This is a genomic window from Nostoc sp. NMS7, from assembly GCF_017115085.1.
In the GTDB taxonomy this organism is placed as follows: domain Bacteria; phylum Cyanobacteriota; class Cyanobacteriia; order Cyanobacteriales; family Nostocaceae; genus Nostoc.
In genome coordinates, this window is record NZ_JABXKJ010000247.1 from 111,633 (window position 1) to 135,614 (window position 23,982).

The 23,982-nt window shown below is 42.5% G+C and carries 31 protein-coding genes; 13 read left to right on the forward strand and 18 right to left on the reverse strand.

Going from position 1 to position 23,982, the window contains the following annotated elements:
* Window positions 1–193: 193 nt before the first annotated feature.
* The gene (locus HWQ38_RS34570; protein WP_292803119.1) at window positions 194–868 is read right to left on the reverse strand and encodes a HupE/UreJ family protein; all 675 of its coding nucleotides are present in this window, start codon (window positions 866–868) and stop codon (window positions 194–196) included.
* 76 nt (window positions 869–944) lie between these two features.
* The gene (locus HWQ38_RS34575) at window positions 945–1,118 is read right to left on the reverse strand and encodes a hypothetical protein (protein ID WP_292803121.1); all 174 of its coding nucleotides are present in this window, start codon (window positions 1,116–1,118) and stop codon (window positions 945–947) included.
* A 176-nt stretch (window positions 1,119–1,294) separates the two neighbouring features.
* On the opposite strand from HWQ38_RS34575, the gene HWQ38_RS34580 reads away from it, so the two are divergent.
* Entirely contained in the window at window positions 1,295–1,516 is a 222-nt protein-coding gene (locus tag HWQ38_RS34580; protein ID WP_292803124.1) for an endonuclease, read from the forward strand.
* Window positions 1,517–1,550: 34 nt separating this feature from the next.
* On the opposite strand, the gene HWQ38_RS34585 is transcribed toward HWQ38_RS34580, so the two are convergent.
* The 3 genes from HWQ38_RS34585 to HWQ38_RS34595 all read right to left on the reverse strand — a co-directional run bounded on the left by HWQ38_RS34585 (window position 1,551) and on the right by HWQ38_RS34595 (window position 5,693).
* Window positions 1,551–2,855: an ATP-binding protein gene (locus tag HWQ38_RS34585; RefSeq protein ID WP_292803126.1), complete on the reverse strand. Its 1,305-nt coding sequence runs from the start codon at window positions 2,853–2,855 to the stop codon at window positions 1,551–1,553.
* A gap of 138 nt (window positions 2,856–2,993) precedes the next feature.
* The gene (locus HWQ38_RS34590; RefSeq protein WP_292803130.1) at window positions 2,994–4,745 is read right to left on the reverse strand and encodes an ABC transporter ATP-binding protein; all 1,752 of its coding nucleotides are present in this window, start codon (window positions 4,743–4,745) and stop codon (window positions 2,994–2,996) included.
* Between the two features lie 294 nt (window positions 4,746–5,039).
* A complete protein-coding gene (locus HWQ38_RS34595; protein ID WP_292803133.1) occupies window positions 5,040–5,693 on the reverse strand; it encodes a hypothetical protein in 654 nt (217 codons plus the stop codon).
* A gap of 425 nt (window positions 5,694–6,118) precedes the next feature.
* Here HWQ38_RS34595 and galE point away from each other — a divergent pair, with 425 nt between their 5' ends.
* The gene (galE, locus tag HWQ38_RS34600; protein WP_292803136.1) at window positions 6,119–7,123 is read left to right on the forward strand and encodes a UDP-glucose 4-epimerase GalE; all 1,005 of its coding nucleotides are present in this window, start codon (window positions 6,119–6,121) and stop codon (window positions 7,121–7,123) included.
* Between the two features lie 328 nt (window positions 7,124–7,451).
* Entirely contained in the window at window positions 7,452–7,637 is a 186-nt protein-coding gene (locus HWQ38_RS34605; protein ID WP_292803140.1) for a hypothetical protein, read from the forward strand.
* Window positions 7,638–7,922: 285 nt separating this feature from the next.
* On the opposite strand, the gene HWQ38_RS34610 is transcribed toward HWQ38_RS34605, so the two are convergent.
* A complete protein-coding gene (locus HWQ38_RS34610) occupies window positions 7,923–8,507 on the reverse strand; it encodes a hypothetical protein (protein WP_292803143.1) in 585 nt (194 codons plus the stop codon).
* Between the two features lie 67 nt (window positions 8,508–8,574).
* Complete coding sequence (locus HWQ38_RS34615) at window positions 8,575–9,822, reverse strand: sulfite exporter TauE/SafE family protein (RefSeq protein ID WP_292803145.1); 1,248 nt, start codon at window positions 9,820–9,822, stop codon at window positions 8,575–8,577.
* 263 nt (window positions 9,823–10,085) lie between these two features.
* Between HWQ38_RS34615 and HWQ38_RS34620 the strand changes: the two genes are divergently transcribed.
* Window positions 10,086–11,288 (forward strand): TIR domain-containing protein, encoded by a 1,203-nt coding sequence (locus tag HWQ38_RS34620; protein ID WP_292803147.1) that lies wholly within the window; start codon window positions 10,086–10,088, stop codon window positions 11,286–11,288.
* Between the two features lie 62 nt (window positions 11,289–11,350).
* Here the strand turns inward: HWQ38_RS34620 and HWQ38_RS34625 are convergent, their stop codons facing one another.
* Complete coding sequence (locus HWQ38_RS34625; protein WP_292803149.1) at window positions 11,351–12,706, reverse strand: GAF domain-containing sensor histidine kinase; 1,356 nt, start codon at window positions 12,704–12,706, stop codon at window positions 11,351–11,353.
* 284 nt (window positions 12,707–12,990) lie between these two features.
* Here HWQ38_RS34625 and HWQ38_RS34630 point away from each other — a divergent pair, with 284 nt between their 5' ends.
* Window positions 12,991–13,308, forward strand: a complete 318-nt coding sequence (locus HWQ38_RS34630; protein ID WP_292803289.1) for a DUF3155 domain-containing protein — start codon at window positions 12,991–12,993, stop codon at window positions 13,306–13,308.
* Between the two features lie 453 nt (window positions 13,309–13,761).
* Here HWQ38_RS34630 and HWQ38_RS34635 read toward each other — a convergent pair whose 3' ends face one another.
* From HWQ38_RS34635 to HWQ38_RS34645, 3 genes are all read right to left on the reverse strand, one after another.
* Window positions 13,762–14,292 (reverse strand): cofactor assembly of complex C subunit B, encoded by a 531-nt coding sequence (locus tag HWQ38_RS34635; RefSeq protein WP_292803151.1) that lies wholly within the window; start codon window positions 14,290–14,292, stop codon window positions 13,762–13,764.
* A 102-nt stretch (window positions 14,293–14,394) separates the two neighbouring features.
* The gene (locus tag HWQ38_RS34640; RefSeq protein ID WP_292803154.1) at window positions 14,395–14,619 is read right to left on the reverse strand and encodes a hypothetical protein; all 225 of its coding nucleotides are present in this window, start codon (window positions 14,617–14,619) and stop codon (window positions 14,395–14,397) included.
* 113 nt (window positions 14,620–14,732) lie between these two features.
* Window positions 14,733–15,077, reverse strand: coding sequence for a PadR family transcriptional regulator (locus HWQ38_RS34645; RefSeq protein ID WP_292803157.1), 345 nt, complete (start codon window positions 15,075–15,077; stop codon window positions 14,733–14,735).
* Between the two features lie 938 nt (window positions 15,078–16,015).
* On the opposite strand from HWQ38_RS34645, the gene HWQ38_RS34650 reads away from it, so the two are divergent.
* Window positions 16,016–16,594, forward strand: coding sequence for a DUF3611 family protein (locus HWQ38_RS34650; RefSeq protein ID WP_292803160.1), 579 nt, complete (start codon window positions 16,016–16,018; stop codon window positions 16,592–16,594).
* Between the two features lie 117 nt (window positions 16,595–16,711).
* On the opposite strand, the gene HWQ38_RS34655 is transcribed toward HWQ38_RS34650, so the two are convergent.
* Window positions 16,712–16,882 carry a hypothetical protein gene (locus HWQ38_RS34655; protein ID WP_292803163.1) on the reverse strand — a complete coding sequence of 57 codons (171 nt, stop codon included), beginning with the start codon at window positions 16,880–16,882 and terminating at the stop codon, window positions 16,712–16,714.
* A gap of 326 nt (window positions 16,883–17,208) precedes the next feature.
* Between HWQ38_RS34655 and serS the strand changes: the two genes are divergently transcribed.
* The 5 genes from serS (at window position 17,209) to rpsN (ending at window position 20,972) form a co-directional block, all read left to right on the forward strand.
* Window positions 17,209–18,489, forward strand: a complete 1,281-nt coding sequence (gene serS / locus HWQ38_RS34660; RefSeq protein ID WP_292803167.1) for a serine--tRNA ligase — start codon at window positions 17,209–17,211, stop codon at window positions 18,487–18,489.
* Window positions 18,490–18,631: 142 nt separating this feature from the next.
* Window positions 18,632–18,754, forward strand: a complete 123-nt coding sequence (locus HWQ38_RS34665) for a hypothetical protein (RefSeq protein WP_292803170.1) — start codon at window positions 18,632–18,634, stop codon at window positions 18,752–18,754.
* Window positions 18,755–18,774: 20 nt separating this feature from the next.
* Window positions 18,775–19,875, forward strand: coding sequence for an RIP metalloprotease RseP (gene rseP, locus HWQ38_RS34670; protein WP_292803172.1), 1,101 nt, complete (start codon window positions 18,775–18,777; stop codon window positions 19,873–19,875).
* 46 nt (window positions 19,876–19,921) lie between these two features.
* Entirely contained in the window at window positions 19,922–20,593 is a 672-nt protein-coding gene (gene nth, locus HWQ38_RS34675; RefSeq protein WP_292803174.1) for an endonuclease III, read from the forward strand.
* Between the two features lie 76 nt (window positions 20,594–20,669).
* A complete protein-coding gene (gene rpsN, locus HWQ38_RS34680; protein ID WP_292803176.1) occupies window positions 20,670–20,972 on the forward strand; it encodes a 30S ribosomal protein S14 in 303 nt (100 codons plus the stop codon).
* Window positions 20,973–21,048: 76 nt separating this feature from the next.
* Here the strand turns inward: rpsN and HWQ38_RS34685 are convergent, their stop codons facing one another.
* On the reverse strand, window positions 21,049–21,378 hold the full coding sequence (locus tag HWQ38_RS34685) for a hypothetical protein (RefSeq protein ID WP_292803178.1): 330 nt from the start codon (window positions 21,376–21,378) through the stop codon (window positions 21,049–21,051).
* Window positions 21,379–21,481: 103 nt separating this feature from the next.
* Here HWQ38_RS34685 and aat point away from each other — a divergent pair, with 103 nt between their 5' ends.
* Complete coding sequence (aat, locus tag HWQ38_RS34690; RefSeq protein ID WP_292803181.1) at window positions 21,482–22,057, forward strand: leucyl/phenylalanyl-tRNA--protein transferase; 576 nt, start codon at window positions 21,482–21,484, stop codon at window positions 22,055–22,057.
* A gap of 238 nt (window positions 22,058–22,295) precedes the next feature.
* On the opposite strand, the gene HWQ38_RS34695 is transcribed toward aat, so the two are convergent.
* From HWQ38_RS34695 to HWQ38_RS34705, 3 genes are all read right to left on the reverse strand, one after another.
* Window positions 22,296–22,430, reverse strand: a complete 135-nt coding sequence (locus HWQ38_RS34695) for a hypothetical protein (RefSeq protein WP_292803184.1) — start codon at window positions 22,428–22,430, stop codon at window positions 22,296–22,298.
* A gap of 74 nt (window positions 22,431–22,504) precedes the next feature.
* The gene (locus HWQ38_RS34700; RefSeq protein WP_292803187.1) at window positions 22,505–22,735 is read right to left on the reverse strand and encodes a type II toxin-antitoxin system MqsA family antitoxin; all 231 of its coding nucleotides are present in this window, start codon (window positions 22,733–22,735) and stop codon (window positions 22,505–22,507) included.
* Window positions 22,736–22,752: 17 nt separating this feature from the next.
* Complete coding sequence (locus HWQ38_RS34705; RefSeq protein ID WP_366933378.1) at window positions 22,753–22,947, reverse strand: DUF4258 domain-containing protein; 195 nt, start codon at window positions 22,945–22,947, stop codon at window positions 22,753–22,755.
* Window positions 22,948–23,054: 107 nt separating this feature from the next.
* On the opposite strand from HWQ38_RS34705, the gene HWQ38_RS34710 reads away from it, so the two are divergent.
* Window positions 23,055–23,279: a hypothetical protein gene (locus HWQ38_RS34710; protein ID WP_292803193.1), complete on the forward strand. Its 225-nt coding sequence runs from the start codon at window positions 23,055–23,057 to the stop codon at window positions 23,277–23,279.
* A gap of 93 nt (window positions 23,280–23,372) precedes the next feature.
* Here the strand turns inward: HWQ38_RS34710 and HWQ38_RS34715 are convergent, their stop codons facing one another.
* Together HWQ38_RS34715 and HWQ38_RS34720 are read right to left on the reverse strand one after the other, a co-directional pair.
* Window positions 23,373–23,510 (reverse strand): hypothetical protein, encoded by a 138-nt coding sequence (locus HWQ38_RS34715; protein ID WP_292803196.1) that lies wholly within the window; start codon window positions 23,508–23,510, stop codon window positions 23,373–23,375.
* A gap of 13 nt (window positions 23,511–23,523) precedes the next feature.
* A complete protein-coding gene (locus tag HWQ38_RS34720; RefSeq protein WP_292803199.1) occupies window positions 23,524–23,970 on the reverse strand; it encodes a DUF29 domain-containing protein in 447 nt (148 codons plus the stop codon).
* Between the last annotated feature and the right edge of the window lie 12 nt (window positions 23,971–23,982).

Genomic DNA, 23,982 nt, shown 5'->3' on the forward strand with positions numbered 1-23,982 from the left:
GGCGTGAGCGCTACTTCGACAACGCTCAGTACAAGTCAGTCGAACGCTGCCCACCCCACAAGAAGTAATTGAGTATTTTTTTATTTGTCAGTCCTATAGTAAAATTTTAGTTCCCCTAAAGACGCAGTGGGGTAGCACAGCTAAGTGTACGCCCCCACGAATGAATCTATTCCACTGAGTTGAAATATTTGATTTAAATTATCGAATTCCTCAAAAACACGATGCCGATCGCACAGAAAGCGAAACCAGCAATGCTAATTTTCCAAGGTAAAATTCGGTTGATTTCTCCCATACCCATTGCAGTACCAATTTCTCTAGCACTCATGGCAACCACAAACAGAGTTAAGGTAATACCTAGTATGTAGGCAATTATTGGGATGATTTCTGCCCCAATGATCGATTCAGCATTAGCGTAACCCTGAAATAAACCAGCACTGACGCCCATCAGAGCAAGTATTATAAAGTTGGGTTGATTTGGGATCATCAGCATAGTACCAAAAACGATGGTAGAAATGGCGATGGCTATTTCTGTGCCGGGGAAATTTAGCTGGAATAAATGAATTATAATCCCCAAGACTGCTGCGAAGACAAAACCTCCAGCGATCGCAGCGCCACGAACAAACGCAGATGAGAGTAAGCCAATAGCAAGAATACCAATTAAACAATCCAAGCTAATTACTGGATCTGCCAGTCCCCAGAGAAAGCCTTCCCAGCAGTTAGAGATGGTATGACGATCTGGTGTTCCACTCAATGAACTCAGTAAGCTAATTAAAATTAGAACTGCGATCGCTCCAATATGCCGATGCATTAACTTCAAGGTGTAAAATTCTCCCCAAGCACGGGATTCTGATAATTTAGTTTTGAACATCACTATCTGCCAAATTAGTTTTTTCGGTAATTTATACTACCCACATAGCCAAACAAACTAACGTAGCTCATGCGTGTCAACTTAGAGCCAGGGCAAATGGAATAGAGCCTCCGGCACGCTGACGCGAACGCTCATCACCAATAGGTAGCCCCTGTCCCCCATCAAAAGGATAAAGTTGACCAAATAAAGTGTTCTTGCCAACTATCAGTGCGAGGATTAAATAAAGGTACTTCTGATAATGACTGTTCATCAAAGGCTTTAAGTTTATCGGATTTTTGCCAATGGCAAACTGCTGGGCAAGTGTGACAATTTCATAGGTAAATTGGTTGTCATGGCATCTATCTCAAAATCAACAGTCTTTATTTTAGTAGAGTAAATGTCAGAAATTACTTTCTCCAAATTGTCGGTGAGATAATTTTAGCTGACTTGTCAATTTTCTACTTCTATACTATCTATCGAGATCAGGCTAAGAAAGTAGACGAAAATTACTTTCAGAATCAGCGTCAGACTTTGTGTAAATGGAATCAGCAAGACTTACCTGATCTTACTGAAATAGAACGCAGTCATGCGATCGCGCAATTTCAAGGTAATGACAATCCATTCGTGCTAGATGTCACATTAGGAGAACGGGCATACTGTAATTCTTAAGGACTTACATCTTAATGGGTAGACAAAATGACCATCAAACAGACTTTATCCGAATCGGAATCTGGATGATGAACTCTGCGCCTTGAAGCACTGCAGAAATACACTTGAGTTGGCCACCATGCTTGTTGATAATTTGGTAGCTAATCGACATCCCTAAACCTGTACCTGAACCAACAGGTTTAGTTGTAAAAAATGGATCAAACATTTTTTGCTTTACTGCTTCTGGCATCCCACAGCCATTATCAGTAATCCGAATTATCACTTGATTGCTGTCTAAAACCTCAGTGCAAATGCGAATCTGGAGATTGTTAGTTGTCAGTTTTTGGTTGCCAGTTTTTTGGAGATTGTCCCCGAAAAGATGACAACCAAATATTGATTCTTTCAAAGTATCAATAGAATTATTCAGGATATTCATAAATACTTGATTGAGTTGTCCAGGATAGCACTCTACTTTAGGCAAATTGCCGTATTCTTTTATCACTTCAATATCTGGATAATTTCCTTCGGCCTGCAAGCGATTTTGCAAAATTAAGAGAGTGCTATCAAGACCTTCGTGGATATCAACTATTTTTTTGTCTGCTTCATCTAGCCGCGAGAAGTTACGCAAGGACAAGACTAGCTTGGAGATCCGCTCGGTTCCCATTTTCATGGAAGATAAGATTTTCGGTAAGTCTTCTTTAATAAAATCAAGGTCAATTTCTTTAATAAAAGCTTGAATTTTTGCTCCAAAATGGCAATCGCATTCTTGATAAAGCGTAATCAAATCGAGTAAATTTTTACTATATTCATCGCTAATAACGATATTACCATCAATAAAATTCACAGGATTATTAATTTCATGGGCGATACCCGCAACTAATTGCCCCAATGAAGACATTTTTTCAGTTTGAATCAATTCAACTTGCGTATTTTCAAGTTCTTTTAAGGTCAGTTTCAGTTGGTAATTAACTGCTTCTAGTTGTGCTGGACTTGGCAAAGCCAGAGCCTGGGGAATGATCGGTAACAGTGCGATCGCTGTATATACTGAGAGAATAGCCGTAATAAATTTGATGAAAGTGGACAGCCAGTAAGTTGGATGCCAAAGTGTCCATACATCCATTACATGGGTTGTACCACAAGAGACGATAAAAGCTCCAAATAAGAAAAGTATCCATTTGAAGGGGAAATCTTTTCGCTTGTGGACAAAGTAAATAAGGATGATCGGAATAGAATAATACACCAAAGCAATCAGAGAATCTGAGATGATGTTTAGCCACACTAAAGTCGGCTTCCAGAGGTAACAATGTCCATGTGGAATAAATGAGCTATCACTAAAAAGATTTTGCAAAAATTCCAGCATATCTGATCAAATAAGCTAATTTGTCAACTGTTGAATGACAAATTATATCCGCTACACAAAAAACTGTCCTTAATCTTGAAGAAGAATTCAGCAGTCAGAATTCAGAATCAATATAGTTAGGACTTACACAATGTTGTATTAGTGCAGTAATTCTTCAACTTGATGCTGGCTCCACAAAGTTCTATATAAACCCTGTTGTTGCACTAGTTGTAAGTGATTGCCTATCTGAACAATTCTTCCTTTTTCCATCACAAAAATTCGGTTAGCAGCTGCTGCCGCCGATAATTGATGGGTAATGAAAATTACTGTTTTGCGTTCAGTACCACCAGAAAGATTTTTGAGGATTTGTGTAGCTGTTTGATTATCCACACTAGAGAGGGCATCATCCAAAATTAACACTGGAGCATTGACCAGCATTGCCCTAGCTAAAGCAGTACGTTGTCGTTGACCGCCAGAAAGAGTAATACCACGTTCACCAACAATAGTTTCGTATTGCTGGGGAAAATTGTTAATTTCTGATTCGATTTGGGCAAGTTGAGCAACAGCTTCTACCTGTTTTTGTTCGGTAATTGGATCACCGTAGCGAATATTATTTTTGATTGTAGTGCTAAATAGAAAGCTATCTTGAGGAACATAAGCGATCGCACTTCGTAAATCAGCCAAAGCTATCTTAGTAATATCCAACCCATCTAAAAACAATTGTCCTGATTCAATATCTAACAAGCGCGGTAAAGCATTTGCCAAAGTGGATTTTCCCGCACCAATTGCTCCAACAATCGCCACGGTTTCTCCCGGAGCAATGGTGAAGTTAACATTTGTTAAAGCTGGAGTAGTGGAACCAGGGTAATTGTAGGTGAGATTTTTAGCTGTCAGTTCTCCTTTGAGTTCAGCCACTGGTAGATGTATAGCATCGGCTGTGTCTTGAATTTTCGGTGTGACAGAGAGAATAGATTCAAGCCGATCAATACTAACTTCACCCCGTTGGTAGGCTGTAATTGTGAATCCTAAAATGGCTGTGGGGAAAACTAGACGCTCTACATAAATTAACAATACTAAAAAGTCGGCAACCTTAAGAGTACCAGAAGATATCCGCGCCGTCCCTAACCAAATGATTATCAGTGAACTGATATTAGCTAGCCCAACAATTAGCGGAAACAGTGTATTTCGGCTTTTTGCCAATTCTAAGTTAGCCACTAATAGCTGCTGATTTTTCTTGGCAAAAGCTCGACGCTCGTTTGCTTCTTGGGCATAGATTTTAATCAAGGCAATGCCACTGATATCCTCTTGGATGAGTTCGCTGATGTCCGAGAGTTGCTCTTGGACTTTTACTTGTTGTTTGCGTAAGCGATCGCTAAATAAACTCACCAACAAGAGCATAAAAGGGTACACTGCTAGGGCGGCTAGTGTGAGATCCACGCTAATCGCCAGCATTACAGGCAGTGTCAGGGCGTAAGCAAACAGCGTATTTGCCAAACTTAAAACCGCAAAACCCAACAACCGCTTGATATTGTCCACATCGCTGGTAGCCCGACTAATCAAATCGCCAGCAGTATTACTGGCAAAATAAGCCGGTTCGAGTTGGAGTAAGTGTTCAAAAATCCGTTGTTTCAGGTCAAATTCTACCTGACGTCCCACCCCAAATAGCCAAATGCGGGATGCCATCCGCATTAGCCACATCGCGGAACTAAGCAAGACAATCCTGACTACGTAAGGTAGTATTTGGCTCCAGGTGAAGGTTGTCGAGAGTTTATCAACACCATCACGAATTAACAAAGGGATATAAACACCCAGTGCATTGACAGACAACAAAGCGAGAATCCCTAAGGAAGCCTCCCGCCAATGGGGTTGTAGGTAAGCAATGAGTTTAGCGATTCGTCGAGATTTTGCCATTAAAGCAATTTTGCAACTTTATCATCCTAGATTAACTGGTAGTCCTAGAAGGGAGCTATGTAGAGGGAATATCGAAAGATGGGGAATGGGGAATGGGGAATGGTAAAAACCGTACTTCGCCCCGCTACGCTAACGCCCTCTAATGGGCAAAATAATCCTTATATTGAAAAGGTGTTCCTGGGGAAACCCCCATGACCAGACTTTTCGCTGTGTTATGGGGAAAGTAAAAAGCTATAAAGGTGTGGTGGGTGCTTAATTCAACCCTTTACCCTTTACGCTTCTTGTTTGTTTTTATTACCGTTGAACACGCAAGAACCTGTAAATTTCCAAGAGATAAGTTTCCCAAGTTCTTGTTGTGAATTGCAACGTTTCCGCATTCGGTACAAAGTCTTCAAGTCGTAAACCGCGTGTGCGAATATCTTGAAGATTTCCTTGTAATAGGTAGGGAGGCACTCTCAAATTATAAGAAAGAATGCGATCGCCCGTCACATCGGAGATGTTCGCTGTGGTGCTTGGTTGCCCTAATGCCACCAGTGTCCCCGATGTTGGTGCAGCAGTTGCGACATAAGTTTCACCTGTCATTGCTAGAGGTGCCCGATAAAGGAAATAGGCGACTGCTGGTGTACTTGCCAACAGCAAAATCGTCAGTGCCCAACCGATTAAGTATCCTCCTGGTTTCTCTATCCCACCTCCTTTGATTCTCTGAGCTGCAAAAATCATCATTAAAATAGAGGCTCCCAGAGGCTTCAGGGGAAAAGACAGCATCCTCGACAACGACGCCACAGCCGGTTCATTGGGGTTAACAAATGATAGGGCGATGATCACCAGGATAACGACTAAGATTAATCGTCCGACAAAAGTTCCAGAGGGATAAAATCGCTGGAACAGAGAATATACGATAGTGCCAATCAGCAGCCACAGCAGTACCCGGCTTAACAATAGAAACATAGATTAACTCTCAAATTTTCTGGTGCAGTGAGCCAGTGTGGTGGTGAGGCAGTCCACCTGATATAAGGGTTTCCACGCCACCTGCTTCAACCTTGGGAACCCTCGCAAGGCAGTGGCTCCCCAGGAAAAACAGCCGTACATGGTTTCCCTGCATAAAACAACTAGCGACTTCTTAGCGTTAGCGACGCTAGGAGCGTCACCCGTAAGGGTCAACCTAGAGGTTTCGGAAAATGGATTTATTTTATTGTCAAATTGTAATCGTACTGTTTGACTTAAAATACTTCAAACCTCACACCCAAAGACTACCGTCGTAGTGATTCTAGTGCAATTTTTTGACACTGCGTCTATTATTTATAATTTTCCACAAGAGTAACGTGGCACCGGTAAACTAAATTAATTGAGTAATCCACTCAAAAGGAAAAACTATGTCGCCTGGAAAACCTACCATTTTGGTAACGGGAGGAGCTGGATATATTGGTTCTCATACGGTGCTTGCTTTGAAGCAGGCGGGTTATAACGTTGTCATCCTTGATAATCTAGTTTATGGGCATCGTGACCTAGTAGAAAAGGTTTTACAGGTAGAACTGATAGTAGGGGATACAGGCGATCGCGCCTTGCTCGATCACGTCTTTAAAACGCACGATATTGCAGCTGTGATGCACTTTTCTGCCTATGCCTACGTGGGAGAATCGGTGACTGACCCTGCCAAATATTACCGCAATAACGTCGTTGGCACTTTGACGCTGTTAGAAGCAATGCTGACGGCATCTGTGAAGAAATTTGTCTTTTCTTCCACCTGTGCCACCTACGGTATACCAGAATTTGTACCCATTCCAGAAACTCATCCCCAAAATCCGATTAATCCCTATGGCGCTACAAAGCTGATGGTAGAGCAGATTCTCGCTGATTTTGATGTTGCTTACGGTTTGCAATCAGTGCGTTTCCGTTATTTTAATGCTGCTGGTGCTAATCCCAGTGGCTTACTGGGCGAAGATCACAACCCAGAAACCCATTTGATTCCCTTAGTGCTGATGACAGCTTTAGGCAAACGAGAATCTATCTCAATTTTCGGCACAGATTACCCTACACCCGATGGTACTTGTGTTCGTGATTATATTCATGTTAACGACTTAGCAGATGCCCATATTTTGGGATTGGAATATTTATTAAAAGGTGGGGATAGCGAAGTTTTTAATTTAGGTAATGGCAGTGGCTTTTCTGTCAGAGAAGTAATTGCAGCCGCCGAACAGGTAACAGGAGTTTCGATACCAGTAGAAGAACGCGATCGCCGTCCTGGCGATCCTCCAATTCTCATTGGCACCAGTGAGCAAGCCAGAACAATCTTAGGCTGGCAACCTCAGTACCCATCTATCAAAGATATTGTTGCTCATGCGTGGCAGTGGCATCAAAAGCGACATAATTTGACTTGATGACATTGGCTGCATATTCGGAAATTAAAGCTCTTAACAATTAGTCTGCTTAGGTTTGGTAATTTGCTACTTCTTTGTACTTAACATCGGAATAAGCAACGAAAAATCAAGCCTTTTCAGCCTTAACTGATAGGTTTATTGAGAGTGGGGTCTAGATCGAACCAACAACAGAGCAATTGAAAGCGTTCTACAGTAGATGTGTGAGAGCAAGTAATATGTTTCAGCCTATCAACGTGGTGCGACTGGACGAAAGAACGAAGCGTATATATGTTTTGATTGGGGACACAATACAAATAGAGATATATCCAAATGGTGAGCTTGGATTTCCATGACTAAACTTGATTATCAAGCCATGTCAGATGATGAATTAAGAGATTGGGTCAGATATCATCCACAGGACAGCAAGGCATTTCATATTTTAATGGACAGGTTAGACCAGCGACCAAAAGTCATCACTCGGACTAATGAGGAATTTGAAACCGAGTTACAACGGCGTATTAACCAAGCTAGTTGAGAGTGAATTGAAATTAGCGAAAACCACCAGTGTAAAAGCTGATGGTTTAGTCATGAGTAAAACCCGTAATCAGATTAAACACTCAAGGATTGCGATAATTTCCGGAGCTTTTTTGTAGTGGTGGTCATGGTAGATAGAGTTTAACCTGATTCCTAAATTATTAATTCTAGCTTCAGCCAAGCGATCGCCTTGGCATTTTAGAGCCAGAGAACTTCGGGGAGACAAGGGAGAAAAATTGCTCCATTATCTCCCCCCTACTCCCATTCGACTACGCTCACGGCAAGCCTACTCCCCACTCCTCCTCATACTTTGCAGTACGACAACTAAGATGCCGATAAATCCGAGGATTGGCAGGGCGATCGCCCAAAGTGGTAATTTTTGAGATTCACCCTCTCCTAAATCACCATTGACATCTTGCCGATTTCGTGAATTATCTGTAGAGCCACCTGCCACAGTCACTTCAAATTTCAACTTAAAGGGTTTGAATCTTGCCCCAGAAACTGGTTTACCATTGAGTTGCAACTCATAAATCCCTGGCTTGGGAAAGACAATTTCTGCACCTGGGACGCCTTTATAGCGTTCAGCTGCCACAGGTTCTAATGCTGGTTCTAGGAGTGGTGGCTCTCCGGCTCCATAGGGTTTGGCATAAACAGCCAACCGACAATTACACTGTGACAGAGGAATCACCTTTCCACCTCTGCGGGTAAGTGCAAACCAGGCTTGGCTCGGTTCTCCAGCACTAGGATTATCATTTGGTTCAACGTGGAGGGTGGCACCGACATCTGCGGCTACCTCCACCTGATGAGCAGCAACAGGGTAAAGATTAGTTATTGATATAACTAAGGAACTCAGGAATAATAAATACTTCATTCTTCCTTTGTTTAGGTAATATCTCTGTTCTTGACTTGTTGAGATGGAGTCAAAAAACAAAGATGATTTACCGCGATTTGGTTGGGGGAACATAAAACTTTTCTACGGCTAACTTTGACCAAAAAAAGCGCGATCGCACTAGCAAGACACAGAGGGTAACAATTACCATTAGTACTGCCGCTAATTTATTTCCCCAAGTTGATTGCAAGGAACCCAGGTAATGGGAACCAATCAACACAGTATGAATGGCACTCAAGAGCAAAGCTGGCACACCCAATAGATGAATCTGTCGCCAACGCTTGCCCAAAGATTTCTGCAATGATTCCCAACTCGTAAAAGCGGCGGGGGACATTAATAACAATGCTACAGCACCCGCAGCCATACCCCACTGAAATTCTGGCGGCATAAAATCAAAGGCGGCAAAATTCCATTGCAATGAGTGTTCAATCATATGGGCGGTGTGAACTACAGAAAGCACAAAAGCTCCCACTCCCAAGCCTCGGCGGTAACGCAGTGGTGAAGCCCACAAGCCACTAATCGGACGCGCAATTAACGCCAAGATTAAGCAGATTAAGGCGGCGTGTCCGGTGTAATCTACCATTGTGTCACCAGTCCGCAACAAGGTGATCATGCCAATAATCAGTGTCACCCAACCGCCTAATCGAAATAACTGACTGCGCCTGTCTTTACTTACCAATGATGTGGAAACGCCTACACCTAACATCGTGGGCAGGGTTCCCAAGCCAAAAGCCAGCATAGTTGCCCCACCCATCCATAAATTGCCAGTTTGAGCGGCTTTAATTTGGGCAGCATACAGGAAACCACAGGGCATTAAACCCCAAGTCATCCCCAAAAGCATTGGTGTCCACCATTTGGCTTTTAAGGAAAGCTTAATCATTCCGGTGCTGAGGCGATCGTGTAAACTACCTTGCAATAGGGGATGCAAAACGGGAATGCGCGGCAGCAAATCGGGTTTTACTTGTCCTAAGCCAAACCAAATCAGCATTACACCAGTCAGAATTGCCATCCAACGCCGGAAGTCGCTGCCAACACCCGCTAGCTGTCCACCTTGCAGCAATACCGAACCTAGCGCCCCAATGCCGGCACCGACTAGAGCATAGCTCAACATCCGCCCCAGATTTAGCAGGATATGAAATTTTAATTGCTGTTGCCAAGTGTCGGACTTTTCTGAGGGTGATGTCTGTTTTGGCTGATGAGACAGAGAAAACGCCACGGTTAGGGGGCCACACATCCCAAAGCAATGTCCAAAACTCCCCAGAAAACCCAGGATTGCGATCAGCAACAAATCTACCATAAAAAAAGTCCTGAATTCTGAGTCATGAGTCCTGAGTGTCAGAATAAAGATTTTGAAGAATTAAGAAGAAATTCTTTTCTCTTCTTCTTTGCTCAGTACTCAGCACTCCTCTAGTGTGGGAGTGTAAGTTAAATTGCGATCGCTGTCAAAAGACGAACTGTCAAACTTGATGTTTACTCTAGGGAATTAGTTCTTTTGTACTTGTATAAGATATAAAGGTATTAATCATAAGCAAATACCTGCCTTTAATTAATAATCGTGGAATGGCTACAGTTTTTTTCTCTTATTCACATCGGGATGAAACCCTGCGCGATGAGCTGGAAGTTCATCTTACTATGCTAAAAAGGCAAGGTTTCATTGAGACATGGCATGATCGGCGAATAACTGCTGGTGAAGAATTCGATAAGTCAATAAGCAAAAACTTGGAAGAAGCAGACATCATCCTTTTATTAGTCAGTTCAGATTTTCTAGCTTCCAATTATTGTTATGGCATTGAGATGCAACGTGCGATGGAAAAGCATGAGCAAAGAGAATCCCACATTATACCAGTCATCCTGCGTTCATGCGATTGGCGCAGTGCGCCATTTGGCAAGCTCTTGGTCACGCCAACTGATGGCAAGCCTATCACAAAATTCCCCAATCAAGACGATGCTTTTCTTGAAGTAGTCAACGCTCCTAGCGGTAACACCGAAAGCACTCTCCAATATTTCAACGATGCCTCTAATATCGCTAGCTATGCCCGTAGCCCGATCGCCGCAGCAACCCAAAAGCAGATTGTGGTCAACTATCCGAATGTGAAGTTCCTAAATCCAACCGCAACTGCTAGACGGGCGCAGGTAGCAGCTTTTATCTATCAAGCGTTGGTTAGTTCTAACCAAGTCTCAGCAATTAACTCGCCCTATGTCGTGGCGGCTGTCGGGTCTACTACCCCAACAGATGGATCAGTCACAATTCCCCAAGGGACTGCTATTGCTGTGAAGTATGACAAAGCAGAAAAAATTCTGGTTACAAAGGATGAAACAGCGCCTTTGACATTGACAGTATCCCAAAACGTGGTTACGCAAGACGGAACTATAGTGATTCCTGCTGGTAGTCAGATTATTGGTCAACTCAAACCTGCGACAGGCGGTTCTCAATTCGCTGCCCAGAAACTAGTTTTGGCCAGTGGTCAAGAGTATCAGCTCAACGCTACTTCAGAAGTGATTACCAAAACTGAAACCGTCAAGAAAGGTATTAGTACTAGTGCAATTATCAAGGATACTGTATTGGGTGCAGGTGCAGCGACTGCGATATCTGCTGTCACTGGCGATCGCGCCATTGCCACAGAAGAAATCTTGGGTGGCGCTGGTATTGGTGCGTTGGTTGGTCTGCTTTTAGGTAAGAATAGTGTTGACTTAATCGCCATTGACCCAAATACCGATTTACAAATGACAATCAATCAGAATTTGTTGGTTTCACTTAGATAGTTATTGGGCATTGGGCATTGGGCATTGGGCATTGGGAATTAGTATTTACAAATGACAAATGACTAATTTTGAACTTCCGGCAACCAAATAATAAACGTAGTCCCTGGCGCATCGGGTGAAGTTAGCTGAGAGTTGATTGCAGGGCTGAAAACCTCGATTTCACCCTGCATTTGCTCTATTAATTGTTTAGCGATCGCTAACCCCAAACCTGTACCAGGGATTTCTGTTTGCGCTTGTACCCCCCGATAATGCCGTTCTCCAAGATGCTCTAAATCTTGAGGTGGAATGCCTGGCCCGTTGTCACTGATGACAATTCCCTGAAAATTCGCTTTTTCTTGCCCCGCCTGAATCAAAATTTTGCCCCCAGTGGGAGTGTATTTCAAAGCATTATCGATGATGTTAGTTAATACCTCTCGTAATGCTTTGATATTGGCACGTACTAGAGGTGAATTATGTTGAATTTCAGTTATTAGTTTTAGCTTTCGCTCTTGGGCGATCGCTTTGGCTGATATTAATAATGGTTCTAATATATCTGCTAGTGAGCAGTCAACTGCTTTATCTCCTGTTCCCGGCAATAATAACAGTGGTTTAGCGGATTTTTGAATAGTTGCTTCTACAAAAACTTCATCTTCCGCTAGATGTAGTGGTGCTAAATCTGCCTCTGTCAAGTCGATTACTTGATCAAATTGTTGCAGCAGTTCTTGGAGGCGATCGCTTTCCCGCACAATACTATTTGCCACATTCCGGTTGGCGTCTGCTGGTTGCAGTCGTTTCAATAGCAGTTTGCCAAAAGTCCGCAATGCCGTTAATGGGTTGCGAAACTGATGCAACAAGTTATCCAGCAAATCGCGCTGTTTTTCTTGGAGAATTTGTTGCTCACGCAATTGCTGCTCAAACCATGCCCGTCGCTGATCTAAAATACAAGCGATCGCTAACGTTTGGGCTATCTGTTGAATCTGACTTTCCTCGTGTTCATTCCATACGCGGTCTTCCCTACCTGTCACCAGTAACCCCATCATCACACCCTCATACACCAGAGGTAAAACAATTTGGTTGCCACTAAATAAGTATTCCTCTTTTAGATGGGGCCCAGACGCATCTGGTATCTCCGACTCCCGTGACGAAGTTTGAGATTCTGACCCTGGTGTTAATAACCTTCTCTGACGATAGGGTAATACAAACACATTTCCAACTTGAAGTTGCTTGTGTACCGTCGCTTCCGCAGTCTCCTCCCCTGGCGGTAATAATGCTGTTTCCGGGTAAATCACCACAGGAATCAGTTTGGCCTCACCTGAAGGAGTCTCTACCAATTCTTGTGTTAGGTACACAATACTTAAAGTTGCTCCCAGCCCTTGGGTTAGTAGCGCTATTTGCTCTCGACACAGAGCAAGAAAATCGGAACTGGCAGACATTAACATTTTTTAGCTCTTGCTCAAGATTACAGATTTTGAGGCATGATTAAGAGAGGATACTTAGTTTTTACCTCACTCATTTCATAAAGCTTAACTAAAATCTTCTTCGTGATGGTTTCTACCAGGGGATTATATCCTTAGGTGATTTTATTTTCTCTATCTTCAAAGATATTAATTTTCTTATATTAAAAGGTTAAAAACTATTGATATTTTGAACTAGAACCTATATAATGACGACAAATTTTGTAGCTATTACTACAATCTCTAGCTTGAAAGAGGAGGACAAGATATTGGCAAGGAGACGCAAAAGGAAAAGTCGTCGTCGTCAGGAAGGACGGCGGATTCTGGAACATGTGCCTCAATATAGCATCGAAAGTGGCGAAGAAAAACCTGTGACAGCAGCGAGAAGATTCATTCAAGCTGAAGGTATCTTGCCACCTGCGTTGCTACTGGTAAAACGAAATGAACACACCACAGATCGTTATTTCTGGGCAGAAAAGGGACTGTTTGGTGCTCAATACGTAGAGGAAAACCATTTCTTGTTTCCTAGTTTGAGGGTGTTAGAACCTTCACCAGGTCAAGAACCTCTTACTTTAGCTACTCGGTGAACCAGAGATAGTCATCTTTGGCATTGAATGTGGCTTCTGACTATCATTAACTGGCAAAATTGCTAAGTTTATGCAAAATTTAATTTTTTTTTAGTTTCTAGCTGATTTGCCAGTCAAGCTAGTCCAGGTAGTTAGAAAGTAAACTTGTCTCAAACCACGCTAAATAGCATGGGTTGATGCTATTTTGATGATGCAAAAAGGAGTGAGTATAGAGCCAAGCGTGTTTAAAAGCGCTAGTGAAGTAGCGCTCTTATGCCGTGGATTGTTAAGCAAGCTCTGTCAACAAATTTAAGTTAATGAATTTAAATTTTTCCCCACAACTTATGTCGTGGGGAAAATTGACAAAGCAGCAGCGTTGATTTCTTCCTTCCTACTAACTTTGCATTGCCTAAAGAGTAGGTCAGGTCAGAAGTCTGCATATCATAGTCAAGAGATGGTTACAAAAATTAACAATTATTCACCAGCCTTTAGCTCTAGAGTCCTCTGTAACTCACTGAGTTCATCTCGATGGCCAACTACAGTGATCTTACTTGAGGAGGTTTGGTTGCTCTGAGTTGTTTCTACTTTCAGCGACACCTTCTCAAGTCTTCCAGATTTTTGCCAATAAAATAGACCGCTTAAAGGCGACAGCAATACCATAGCCAGAACAAGGGTACTAAGGCTAGGAAAAAGCAAGGACACGACTAATGATAAACAAACAATACCAGTAGCTGCTAGTAGAGTTAGAAATATAGCTAAGAACCAGCTGGGGCGAACATTACCTTCAAAAGTCACTTGGTTTTGTTCTCGGTCTACCTCTGCCACTCGGTAAGACCGCGATCGAAAATACTCTTTTAATTGAGACATTAAAGCAGCTTCGTCTCGCTCAGATAGCAGTTGTGCTGTTTCTGTGCGGTCTTTAGTCGAGGCACGAATAAAGAAAAACAGTCCAACCGATAACAACAAGGTTAGCAGGAACGTAGATGGCACAATAGCAGTATCCATAACTAATTGTTAGTGTTTGATTGGAGGAGACTTATTCATTATCAATTATTCGTTGTACCAATTTGAACAATGATTGTGACAAATGCAGTACCAGTGCGATGATCAGGGACTCTTGCACAATCCAAAATCCTTCGACTGACTTGTACTGACTTTGCCTGCCCTGAGCTTGCCGTTCGCGTAGCGTCTCCAAGAGTTGGGTACTGAGCGACGCGTTGCCCTGAGCTTTGCCGTACCACTTCGTGGAAGCAAGCTACGCGTAGCGTCTCCAAGAGTTGGATCGAAGTAGCGTTGTCGTTGGCGCAGCCTAAGAAGAGAAGTAGCGCTCACGCCGTACTCCTTCTCTAGGAGACCCTTCGGCAAGCTCAGGGCATCGCGCTCCGCGAACAAAGAAGCAAGCTACGCGTAGCGTTCCGTAGGAAAGTCTAAAATCTAAAATGGTATTACTTTCTCCCATTAATGTAGTTTTGCCAAAGAAAAGCTAAATCCTGCGCTTGAACTTGCCATTCGGGAGAAACTTGGTACATTCGCCTGGGGCGTCCCCGTCCTTCGAGTTTCTTCCAATATCCACTGATTGCCCTTTCGTCTTCCAGAAATTTGATTGCACTATAAAGTACGGTATCTGAAAGTCTATAGGTAGGATATTCAGTTTCTAATTGCTCAATCAACTCGGTTCCGTAGGATTCATTTTGTAACAAAACAGACAATATGTAACAAACTGCAACTTCCTGACAAAGGTAAGTTGGCGGAGGATTCTCAAAGAATTGATATATATCCTCAAGTTTCATGGTTAGTGAATGGCTAAAAAAATGCCTTAGGGTAAGCTATACAATCTTTGTAGTCAGTATACAGTGCTACTGCTAAGTCAGTAATATAGATAAAGCTACTTAGACTAAATTTCCCAAGTGTAAACACCAAATAATTACCCACGCCTGTGAAGTTGTGGGACGAGTTTGCAAGTTGTAGGGGCACAAAATAGTCTACCTCTACTCAAGCTCGATACGGTGTGGTGAGAAGCGAACAGACAGTGGCGAAGTCACTACCTTGGTGTTAAGTGATGTCGTTCTGGTTAGAACTGCTTAAGCAATAAAATGCCATCGAAGAAATTTTACAGGTAAAATCGAATTTTGTCTGTAAAACTTAATAAACACTTTGTTTTACAGTAATTTTCCGAATGCAGATTCTAAAAGTTTAAGCTAAGGGATATGTCTGGGTTAAAGCTGCTACGCCTGTGGACACACCTAATACCATTTCACACAAACCCTGATACATATAGATTTCTCGTAGGGGCACAGCAATGCTCATACGTGTCAACTTAAGCTAGAAATCGCTTGTTGACTTCCACGCCCGCCCAGAAATAAATTTCTTTGGCTTTTAGCCCAAGTCTATTGAAGTAGACTAAAGACTTTTCGGATTATTTAGTCATCTAAAGATTGACTTGAGCTAAAAGCCAAGGAACTGAAGTTCCTTGCGGGACATAGCTTTTACGTTAAGTTGACACGTATGAGCTTTTTCTGTGCCCCTAGCAACGTATTTGTATCATTATTAAAGTGAAACGGTATAAGCAGTAATCATTTCTGATTTCCTCGACTTGAGAATCTCTTGTCCGATTTGGCAAGTGTGATAGTAAATTTATCAAAGAAGACGCTGGGACGAGGGGAAACAACTCTCCGTGTCTCCGTGTCCTCGCGTCCTTAATCAAGCGCCCAGCACATTGGTTCACAGTATGTCAAAAACTCCCGATGCCCCATCATCTTCCTCAACTCTTAGGGCGATCGCCCTAACTTTTCGCCTTACAGGTTGGATTAGCTTCTGGATTCAGCTAGTACTAGGCGTTGTTTCTAGCATAATTGTGCTGCTGTTCGCCGTCTTTAATCAAAGAACTGGCAGTCCTAGTAATAATCCTGGGACTGGTTTTGGCGTATTTTTAGCAATTTGTGGACTGGTTATTTTGGGTGGGGGGATTTATTTAGCTTACCGTTACACTAGAATTGGCAAGCAACTGGAATCCTCGAATCCCAGCAACCGCCCTCGGAAAAGCGAGAGTGTGCAAGTATTACGCTTAGGGCTGTGGGTGAATTTAGGAGGAACGCTGGTGACTCTTTTGGGGGCGCAAGCGATCGTTGGGACACTGGTAGCAAGATCTATATCTCCCCAAGCTATAACTACCCAATTGTTTGACCCAACCCGGATTATTAGCGGTCTAGATATGCTTGTGGTACAAGCAAACACCAACACTGTTTCAGCCCACTTTGCCGGGCTTGTGGCGTCACTTTGGCTACTCAATCGCATTAACCGAGCTTAGTATAAGCGTAGAGTCGGAGAGAGTAAATAATTAAATTTATATTGCGTAAGGGACTGACAAATAAAAAAATACTCACAGGACTTACTGTGGGGTGGGCATCTTGCCATTGGTGTCAAGTTAAAGCTTCAGCCCAGATGTCAAGGGATCTTGAGGCGTTGCGTCGATGCCGTTGACCAATGGCTTTGACCAAGCCCATAGAACGCTGATGCTCAACCAACCAAGGAATGAGTTGTAGTTGTGGGGTTTGCAAAAATCTGGATTTCCTTGTTTTTTGCGTGGCTGACTCATGGCTATTCTCAACACCCTTGTGTTGAGTTTAATCATTAAGTTTGACCCACTTGACAAGTTTCTATTTTTCTTAACTTGACACCAATGGCATCTTGCCCGCCTTTGTCTATGGGCGGGCAAGATGCCCACCCCACAAGTAGTAGTAATTTATTTGTTGGAAATCCCTAACGTAGTTTGATTTATTCTTGCCCACTTACTTACCAGTTCATGATTGGTTAAAACTGATTTTTGCTAATAAACTTTGCTTTTCCAGTCATGGCAAGCCAAAATCAGTATATGCTGATGTGTTGGCAGGTAGATAATAGGCTAAAAACTGAGAAAAATCTGTGCTGGATATCAAGCAAATACGGGAAAATCCGCAATTAGTTCAACAACGCTTGGACAGTCGTAGTGGTAAATATGACATCGAACCGATATTACAGTTAGATCGGCAACAACGAGAACTTGAGGGGAGGCGTAGTCAACTCCAAGCTCGTAGCAACGAAATCGGTAAAATTGTTGGGCAAAAGATTAAATCTGGGATAAATCCTCAAGACTCGGAAATTCAAGCTTTGCGGGATGAAGGTAATTCTGTCAAAGCGACGTTGAGCCAACTGGAACCCCAGGAAAAAGACCTGAAAGCTGAAATTGCCCAACTTGTGTTGGCACTTCCCAATTTACCAAGCGACTCTACACCCCTTGGTAAGAATGAGGAAGATAATGTAGAAGTGCGGCGTTGGGGTGATGAGTATATTCCCCAAAATCAGAATATTCTCCCTCACTGGGAAATTGGCGAAAAGTTAGGTATTTTGAATGTTGAGCGAGCTGTAAAAGTTGCCCAAAGTCGCTTTGTGACATTGATAGGTGCTGGTGCAGCACTGGAGAGGGCATTAATTCAATTTATGCTGGCTCTCCATACTCAAGCTGGGTATGTGGAAGTTAGTCCGCCGTTGTTAGTTAATACTGAGTCTTTGACGGCGACCGGTCAGTTACCCAAGTTTGCTGAAGAAAGCTTTAAATGCGCTGATGATGACTTGTGGCTGATTCCTACGGCGGAAGTCCCAGTTACAAATCTCTACCGAGGTGAAATTCTCGCTGCTGAAGATTTGCCTATCTATCACTGTGCTTTTACTCCCTGTTTTCGCCGCGAAGCTGGTAGTTATGGGCGCGATATGCGGGGATTAATTCGCCTGCATCAGTTTAACAAGGTGGAAATGGTGAAGTTTGTCGAACCCAGTACGTCTTTTGATGAACTGGAAAAATTGGTGGGGAATGCAGAGGCAATTTTACAGGCGTTGCAGTTGCCTTACCGAGTCGTAAATTTAAGTACTGGAGATTTGGGATTTGCTTCTAGTAAAACTTATGATTTAGAGGTTTGGTTGCCCTCTTCTGGCAAATACCGCGAAATTTCTAGCTGTTCCAATACTATAGATTTCCAGGCGCGACGGGCTGATATTCGCTTCAAAGAGGCGGGAAAGAAAGGTACCCAGTTTGTGCATACTCTGAATGGTTCGGGTTTGGCGGTGGGGCGGACGATGGCAGCAATTTTGGAGAATTATCAACAACCTGATGGGACGGTGAGGATACCAGAAGCGCTCCAACCTTATTTGGGACGTGAAGTTTTGTAATTTGTCATTAGGGATTTCCAAGAAAACGAACCACAGAGGCGCAGAGGGCTTAATAATAGTGCATTAGATGTAGGTTGGGTTGCGCTCCGCTCCACCCAACCTACAATTTTTTTGCTTCGGCTTCGCTCAGTACAAGTGCCCAATGACCAATACTTCTCTACGAGAGGCTGCGCCAACGGCTTCTCTACCAGACGCTGTTCGCGTTCGCTCAGTACAAGTGCCCAATGCCCAATGCCCAATTAGAATGGAGATAACTATAGCTTAATATCTTCACTAATTTACTCTATGTCAGTTTTAGCAGCGATCGCAGTCTTGGCTGTTTTGATTTTGGTACACGAGTTGGGACATTTTGTTGCAGCCCGTTCTCAAGGCATTCTAGTTAACCGTTTTTCTTTGGGTTTTGGCCCAGTTCTTTTTAAGTACCAAGGTTCACAAACCGAATATGCTGTCCGCGCTTTTCCCTTGGGCGGCTTCGTGGGCTTTCCCGATGATGACCCCGATAGCGATATTCCACCCAATGACCCAAATCTGCTGCGTAACCGTCCAATTTTAGACCGGGCGATCGTCATTAGTGCCGGAGTGATCGCAAATTTAATATTTGCTTACTTGGTGTTGGCTCTGCAATTGGGTATTGTCGGCATTCCCAAGGAATTAAACTATCAAGCTGGTGTCGTTGTACAGCCTGTTAATCAAGAATCTGTCGCCTACCAAGCCGGAATTCGGGAAGGAGATATTATTCTGGCTGTGAACGGTCAGGAACTCCCGGCTTCTGATAAGTCAACTCCTTTGCTGACAAAAGAGATTCAAACTCATCCTAATCAGCAAATTGAAGTGAAAATTCAGCGTGAAAACCAACAAAAAACCCTGAAATTAACACCAAAGCTGGGAGCCGATGGTAAAGGTGTAGTTGGTGTGGCACTCAGTCCAAATGCGACAGCAGTTTATCGCCGTCCTAATAGTCCTTTTGAAATTTTCGGCATTGCTGCTAATAGGTTTCAACAATTATTTGTTGGGACACTCGCTGGTTTTGGGCAGTTGATTACTAACTTTCAACAAACTGCTGGACAAGTTTCTGGGCCAGTTAATATTGTCAAAATCGGGGCAAAATTAGCTGCTGATAATATCGTAAACCTGTTGTCTTTTGCCGCAATTATCAGCATTAACTTGGCTATTATCAACATTTTGCCTTTACCAGCTTTGGATGGCGGACAACTCGCTTTTCTGCTGATTGAAGGTTTGCGCGGTAAGCCTGTGCCTGCCCGTATTCAAGAAGGTGTAATGCAAACCGGTTTGGTGTTACTCTTAGGGTTAGGAATTTTTCTGATCGTTAAAGAAACCACCCAATTAACTAGCCAATTGGAATGGGTGCAAAGATTGTTCCAGTGAAAATAGGGAGTGGGAGAGACGCGATTAATCGCGTCTGTACTAAGAAATGGGGAGTCGGGAAAAGAAACTTTTACCTTTAAGGAAGCGATCGCTAGAAATTTTAGCTCGTCTGAAGCGTCTTTATCCAGATGCTACTTGCTCTTTGAATTACTCAACACCAGTACAATTGTTGGTGGCAACTATTCTGTCTGCTCAGTGTACTGATGAGCGGGTGAATAAGGTGACACCAGAATTGTTTGGTAGGTTTCCTGATGCTGCGAGTTTAGCGATCGCTGACTTGGTAGAATTAGAAAACTTGGTGCGTTCAACTGGCTTTTATCGCAATAAAGCCAAGAACATTCAAGCCGCCTGTCGGATGATTGTCACTGAGTTTAACTCTGTTGTCCCCAACGAAATGGAACAGTTGTTAAAACTTCCAGGTGTGGCGCGGAAAACAGCAAATGTAGTCCTGGCTCATGCTTATGGCATTCATGTGGGAGTGACGGTAGATACTCACGTCAAGCGCCTGTGCCAACGTTTGGGTTTAACTAAAGCAAAAGACCCCGTTCGGATTGAGCAAGATTTAATGGGTTTATTGCCGCAACCTGATTGGGAAAATTGGTCAATCCGGCTGATTTATCATGGTCGTGCTATTTGTAAAGCACGCTCTCCCGTCTGTATCGCTTGTGAGCTTGCTGATTTATGTCCGGCGGCGAATCAGCCAATGGTTGTAGGGTAAGCGACAGGAGTAACCCTAGAATTGATGGGGAGGCTGTAGAATAGAGAATGCTGTCTTTAAATAAGTTAAAAAATGTATGGCAAAAAAGGGCTTGATTGAGCGCGAGAAAAAGCGCACTAGGTTGATAGAAAAGTATGCTGACAAGCGGGAAGCTCTTCTCGAAGAGTTTAGAAGTGCAGCATCTCCTCTGGATAAGCTGGAAATCCACCGGAAGATTCAACAGCTACCCCGGAATAGTGCGCCCACCCGCCACCGCAACCGTTGCTGGTTGACTGGTCGTTCTAGAGGTGTTTACCGCGATTTTGGACTGTCTCGGAACGTGCTGCGAGAATGGGCGCATGAAGGTCTTTTGCCTGGAGTTGTTAAGTCTAGTTGGTAAATAAGAGTCATTAGTCATTAGTCATTAGTCATTGGTAAAGAACAAATGACAAAGGACAAATGACAAATGACAAAAATTATTGACCACAACACTTATCAATTCCCAGACTTTCTAAGAGTAGATCGCTGACGGCGTTGGCGATCGCAAACTCTCCATAGAAGCTATTGGAAAAATCATACGACTGCATCTCTGTGACAATCGCAATTACCAGACAACCAAGGTCGTTTTCTCCTTCCATCCGTTGACGCACAAAAATCTGTGCGGCTCGTTGGGCAATATTTTGGTTGACTGCTTCGGGGATAAATTCGGTATCTAGCCAATGTTGTAAGCGCTCTCGTAACCATTCTCCTTCGAGTTGCGGATTTTCAGGGGGTGGTAGGGTGATGGGTGGAATTGGTTGAGTCATTTTTTTTAAACGCAGAGGGACACGGAGGGAAGCGTAGAGGAATGCAGAGAATGATTGATAGCATCAAATTGCATTTCTCTAGTTAGTTTTTTTATATTTATTTATGCAATATGATATCGCCGCTATTGTTGAGGGCTATGCACAAGGCTATTTTCTCATGGCTGATGAGCGCGATCGCCTGAGTTGGTACGGAAGTCGCGATCGGACTTTTATTCCTTTGGATGAACGGTTTCACTACCCCAGGTCTTTGCAGCGTGTTATCAATCAAGAACGGTTTACTGTGGCGATTAATCGGGACTTTCAAGCTGTGGTGGCTGGGTGTGCTGACAGAGAGACAACCTGGATTTCACCGGAATTACGAGAGATTTATTCGCTACTTTATCAGAAGGGTTATGCTTATAGTTTTGAAACTTGGCAGGGTGACGAATTAGCTGGGGGAATTTTAGGGATTGTCATTGGTGGCGCTTTTATTGGCGAGTCAATGTTTTACCGCATCCCTGAAGGCTCGAAGGTGGCGATGGTAAAGTTGGTGGAAAGATTGCGCCAGAGGGAATTTGTATTTTTTGATGGCCAAATGATGAATCCCCATTTGGAAAGATTTGGTGCTTATCGGGTTGGGGACAAAGAATATCAAGTTTTACTCAAGCAAGCGTTGCAATGTCGCTGTAAATTAGTATGAAGGGTGCTATTCTTTAGCTATAATTTCGTTAAATTCAGGACTTACGCAACTAGCACAGGGCGATCGCACTCATTGTCGTACAGATGTATTGTTTCCCAGAAGATATCTTTCATTAGCTCCTACTCTATTATTAACAATAAGAAATTGTGTAAATTCCAGACATTAATTTTATGATACAATAACTCATGTGTGCGTGAAAAAATCAGTTAGCAATGAGATTTACTAAACTTAATTATTGTCATATTTTATAGACTTCCAAAAAAGATGCGATCGCTTCATTCAGTTGCTTGATTGCTGCTTCTTGATTTAACCCTTGTCTTACCAGTCCATTTTCTAAGCATAAAGCAACCCAATAACCTGCACTCTTTCGCAAAACTATTGTGTAGAAGTCCAGAAATGTTTTTTAGTAAGAGAATAGCTGAAGCAACAGTTAATTTTGGCAATTATTCATGATCCAAAACTAGCCACTTCTACAGGACGTTCCACAGCTAATTTTTTCCGGTTAGTTTTGATTTGTTCAATTTTGTGAAGAGTTTCAGCAGTTAAATAACTTTCGCCGCAATGAGTACAGGTTATCACTGGAATATTTTCTATTACTAGCAGGTCTTTACCCTTACCGTAAGTTCTAGTAATTCGGCGGACTTTTACACCTTCGCTTCCACAAATATCACACAGCATTTGCCGCTTTCCTGGTATTAGGGTATGTATACAGTAATGATAACAAGTTTTCCAGTTGGACTTAGCTTGGCAATTATTTTGACTTCCCCTGCATCAAGAGTTAAACCTCTGATGCGATATTTAGATTCTGCTGTCACTTTATCTTTTTGACATTCCAGTATTTCGCCTGTGAGCACACCTTCTTCAATGTCATAGGTATAATATACGATAATAACTAATTTTTTGTATTATCAAAGACTTCAGTGTGAGGAATTTACATCAAAAAGCCCACTAATGAGGGCTTTTTGATGTAGCTACAGATTAAAACATGGGGCATTTCATGTTAATTATTACCTACCTCGCAGCAGTCGGCATACCCAAAATATCTTCAATCTCGGCATCTCTTCCGACAGAATCACGCGTCCTTCATCCTCAAAACCGAGGATTTGATCAAAGTTTAAATACCCATACAAATCATCCGCAAAAGGATGAATTATACTCGCCACAATATCCAAATATTCCTCCACTGTGGGAAGCCGCTCTAGCAACGCACAAACTGCTCTAAATCTTGTTCTTTTTCTTCAACAGATAAAAATTCATATAATTCATCTATTGAAACGGTAGATTTATAAATATTACTTTCAGACTCATAAACCACTTAAAAAGATTCAATTGCTTCTTTCAGTTTATTAATTGCATCTTCTTGAATATTTCCCTGCCCGACAATGCCGTTTTCTAAACATAAAGCAACCCAATAGCCAGAATTTTTTCTGAGTACGACGGTATAAAAATTCATTCCTTCCTCCAACTTAATAACTATTTTTTAAAGTTTCTTCTAATGTAAAAGGAGATTCTTTAGGAAAAAAATTTAAATTAATCCCTGTTTCATCAGATGCTTTGAGACGAGCTTTTTGATAACAATCTTCAAATACTTCTGCAAGTAGAGGTTGCAAACTCGGACTATCTTCTAATAATGTTTCAATACAGATACCTTGTTCAGAAATACTGCTGCGCCAACTTTCACTACGTTTTTCTGGTTGATATTGCCATTTCAGCAAGTGCATTAATAGCACAATTAATCTATTTTTTAACTCGCGTTTTTCACTTCTCCCCATGCTTTCAATTTCTTCAATTAGATTAGGTATATCTATTTGATTAAAATTATTTTCTTTTAACTGCTGGGCAATGGTTTGCGTCCACAAGTAAAAGTCTTGTTCATAGAGATTTTGTTCATTTATAAAAGATGGACTGGTCATTAATATTCCTCT

Excerpts from the sequence above, each read along its gene's own strand:
- aat (WP_292803181.1), top strand. The coding sequence starts at position 21,482 with ATGCAATATGATATCGCCGCTATTGTTGAGGGCTATGCACAAGGCTAT.
- HWQ38_RS34655 (WP_292803163.1), bottom strand. The coding sequence starts at position 16,882 with ATGAGTCAGCCACGCAAAAAACAAGGAAATCCAGATTTTTGCAAACCC.
- galE (WP_292803136.1), top strand. The coding sequence starts at position 6,119 with ATGTCGCCTGGAAAACCTACCATTTTGGTAACGGGAGGAGCTGGATAT.
- HWQ38_RS34605 (WP_292803140.1), top strand. The coding sequence starts at position 7,452 with ATGACTAAACTTGATTATCAAGCCATGTCAGATGATGAATTAAGAGAT.
- HWQ38_RS34710 (WP_292803193.1), top strand. The coding sequence starts at position 23,055 with ATGTTAATTATTACCTACCTCGCAGCAGTCGGCATACCCAAAATATCT.
- HWQ38_RS34570 (WP_292803119.1), bottom strand. The coding sequence starts at position 868 with ATGTTCAAAACTAAATTATCAGAATCCCGTGCTTGGGGAGAATTTTAC.
- HWQ38_RS34615 (WP_292803145.1), bottom strand. The coding sequence starts at position 9,822 with ATGGTAGATTTGTTGCTGATCGCAATCCTGGGTTTTCTGGGGAGTTTT.
- rpsN (WP_292803176.1), top strand. The coding sequence starts at position 20,670 with ATGGCAAAAAAGGGCTTGATTGAGCGCGAGAAAAAGCGCACTAGGTTG.
- HWQ38_RS34650 (WP_292803160.1), top strand. The coding sequence starts at position 16,016 with ATGTCAAAAACTCCCGATGCCCCATCATCTTCCTCAACTCTTAGGGCG.
- HWQ38_RS34595 (WP_292803133.1), bottom strand. The coding sequence starts at position 5,693 with ATGTTTCTATTGTTAAGCCGGGTACTGCTGTGGCTGCTGATTGGCACT.
- HWQ38_RS34685 (WP_292803178.1), bottom strand. The coding sequence starts at position 21,378 with ATGACTCAACCAATTCCACCCATCACCCTACCACCCCCTGAAAATCCG.
- HWQ38_RS34635 (WP_292803151.1), bottom strand. The coding sequence starts at position 14,292 with ATGGATACTGCTATTGTGCCATCTACGTTCCTGCTAACCTTGTTGTTA.
- nth (WP_292803174.1), top strand. The coding sequence starts at position 19,922 with ATGGGGAGTCGGGAAAAGAAACTTTTACCTTTAAGGAAGCGATCGCTA.
- rseP (WP_292803172.1), top strand. The coding sequence starts at position 18,775 with ATGTCAGTTTTAGCAGCGATCGCAGTCTTGGCTGTTTTGATTTTGGTA.
- HWQ38_RS34585 (WP_292803126.1), bottom strand. The coding sequence starts at position 2,855 with ATGCTGGAATTTTTGCAAAATCTTTTTAGTGATAGCTCATTTATTCCA.
- HWQ38_RS34720 (WP_292803199.1), bottom strand. The coding sequence starts at position 23,970 with ATGACCAGTCCATCTTTTATAAATGAACAAAATCTCTATGAACAAGAC.
- HWQ38_RS34620 (WP_292803147.1), top strand. The coding sequence starts at position 10,086 with ATGGCTACAGTTTTTTTCTCTTATTCACATCGGGATGAAACCCTGCGC.
- HWQ38_RS34625 (WP_292803149.1), bottom strand. The coding sequence starts at position 12,706 with ATGTTAATGTCTGCCAGTTCCGATTTTCTTGCTCTGTGTCGAGAGCAA.
- HWQ38_RS34575 (WP_292803121.1), bottom strand. The coding sequence starts at position 1,118 with ATGAACAGTCATTATCAGAAGTACCTTTATTTAATCCTCGCACTGATA.
- HWQ38_RS34590 (WP_292803130.1), bottom strand. The coding sequence starts at position 4,745 with ATGGCAAAATCTCGACGAATCGCTAAACTCATTGCTTACCTACAACCC.
- HWQ38_RS34610 (WP_292803143.1), bottom strand. The coding sequence starts at position 8,507 with ATGAAGTATTTATTATTCCTGAGTTCCTTAGTTATATCAATAACTAAT.
- HWQ38_RS34700 (WP_292803187.1), bottom strand. The coding sequence starts at position 22,735 with ATGCTGTGTGATATTTGTGGAAGCGAAGGTGTAAAAGTCCGCCGAATT.
- HWQ38_RS34715 (WP_292803196.1), bottom strand. The coding sequence starts at position 23,510 with ATGAATTTTTATACCGTCGTACTCAGAAAAAATTCTGGCTATTGGGTT.
- HWQ38_RS34645 (WP_292803157.1), bottom strand. The coding sequence starts at position 15,077 with ATGAAACTTGAGGATATATATCAATTCTTTGAGAATCCTCCGCCAACT.
- HWQ38_RS34665 (WP_292803170.1), top strand. The coding sequence starts at position 18,632 with ATGACCAATACTTCTCTACGAGAGGCTGCGCCAACGGCTTCTCTACCA.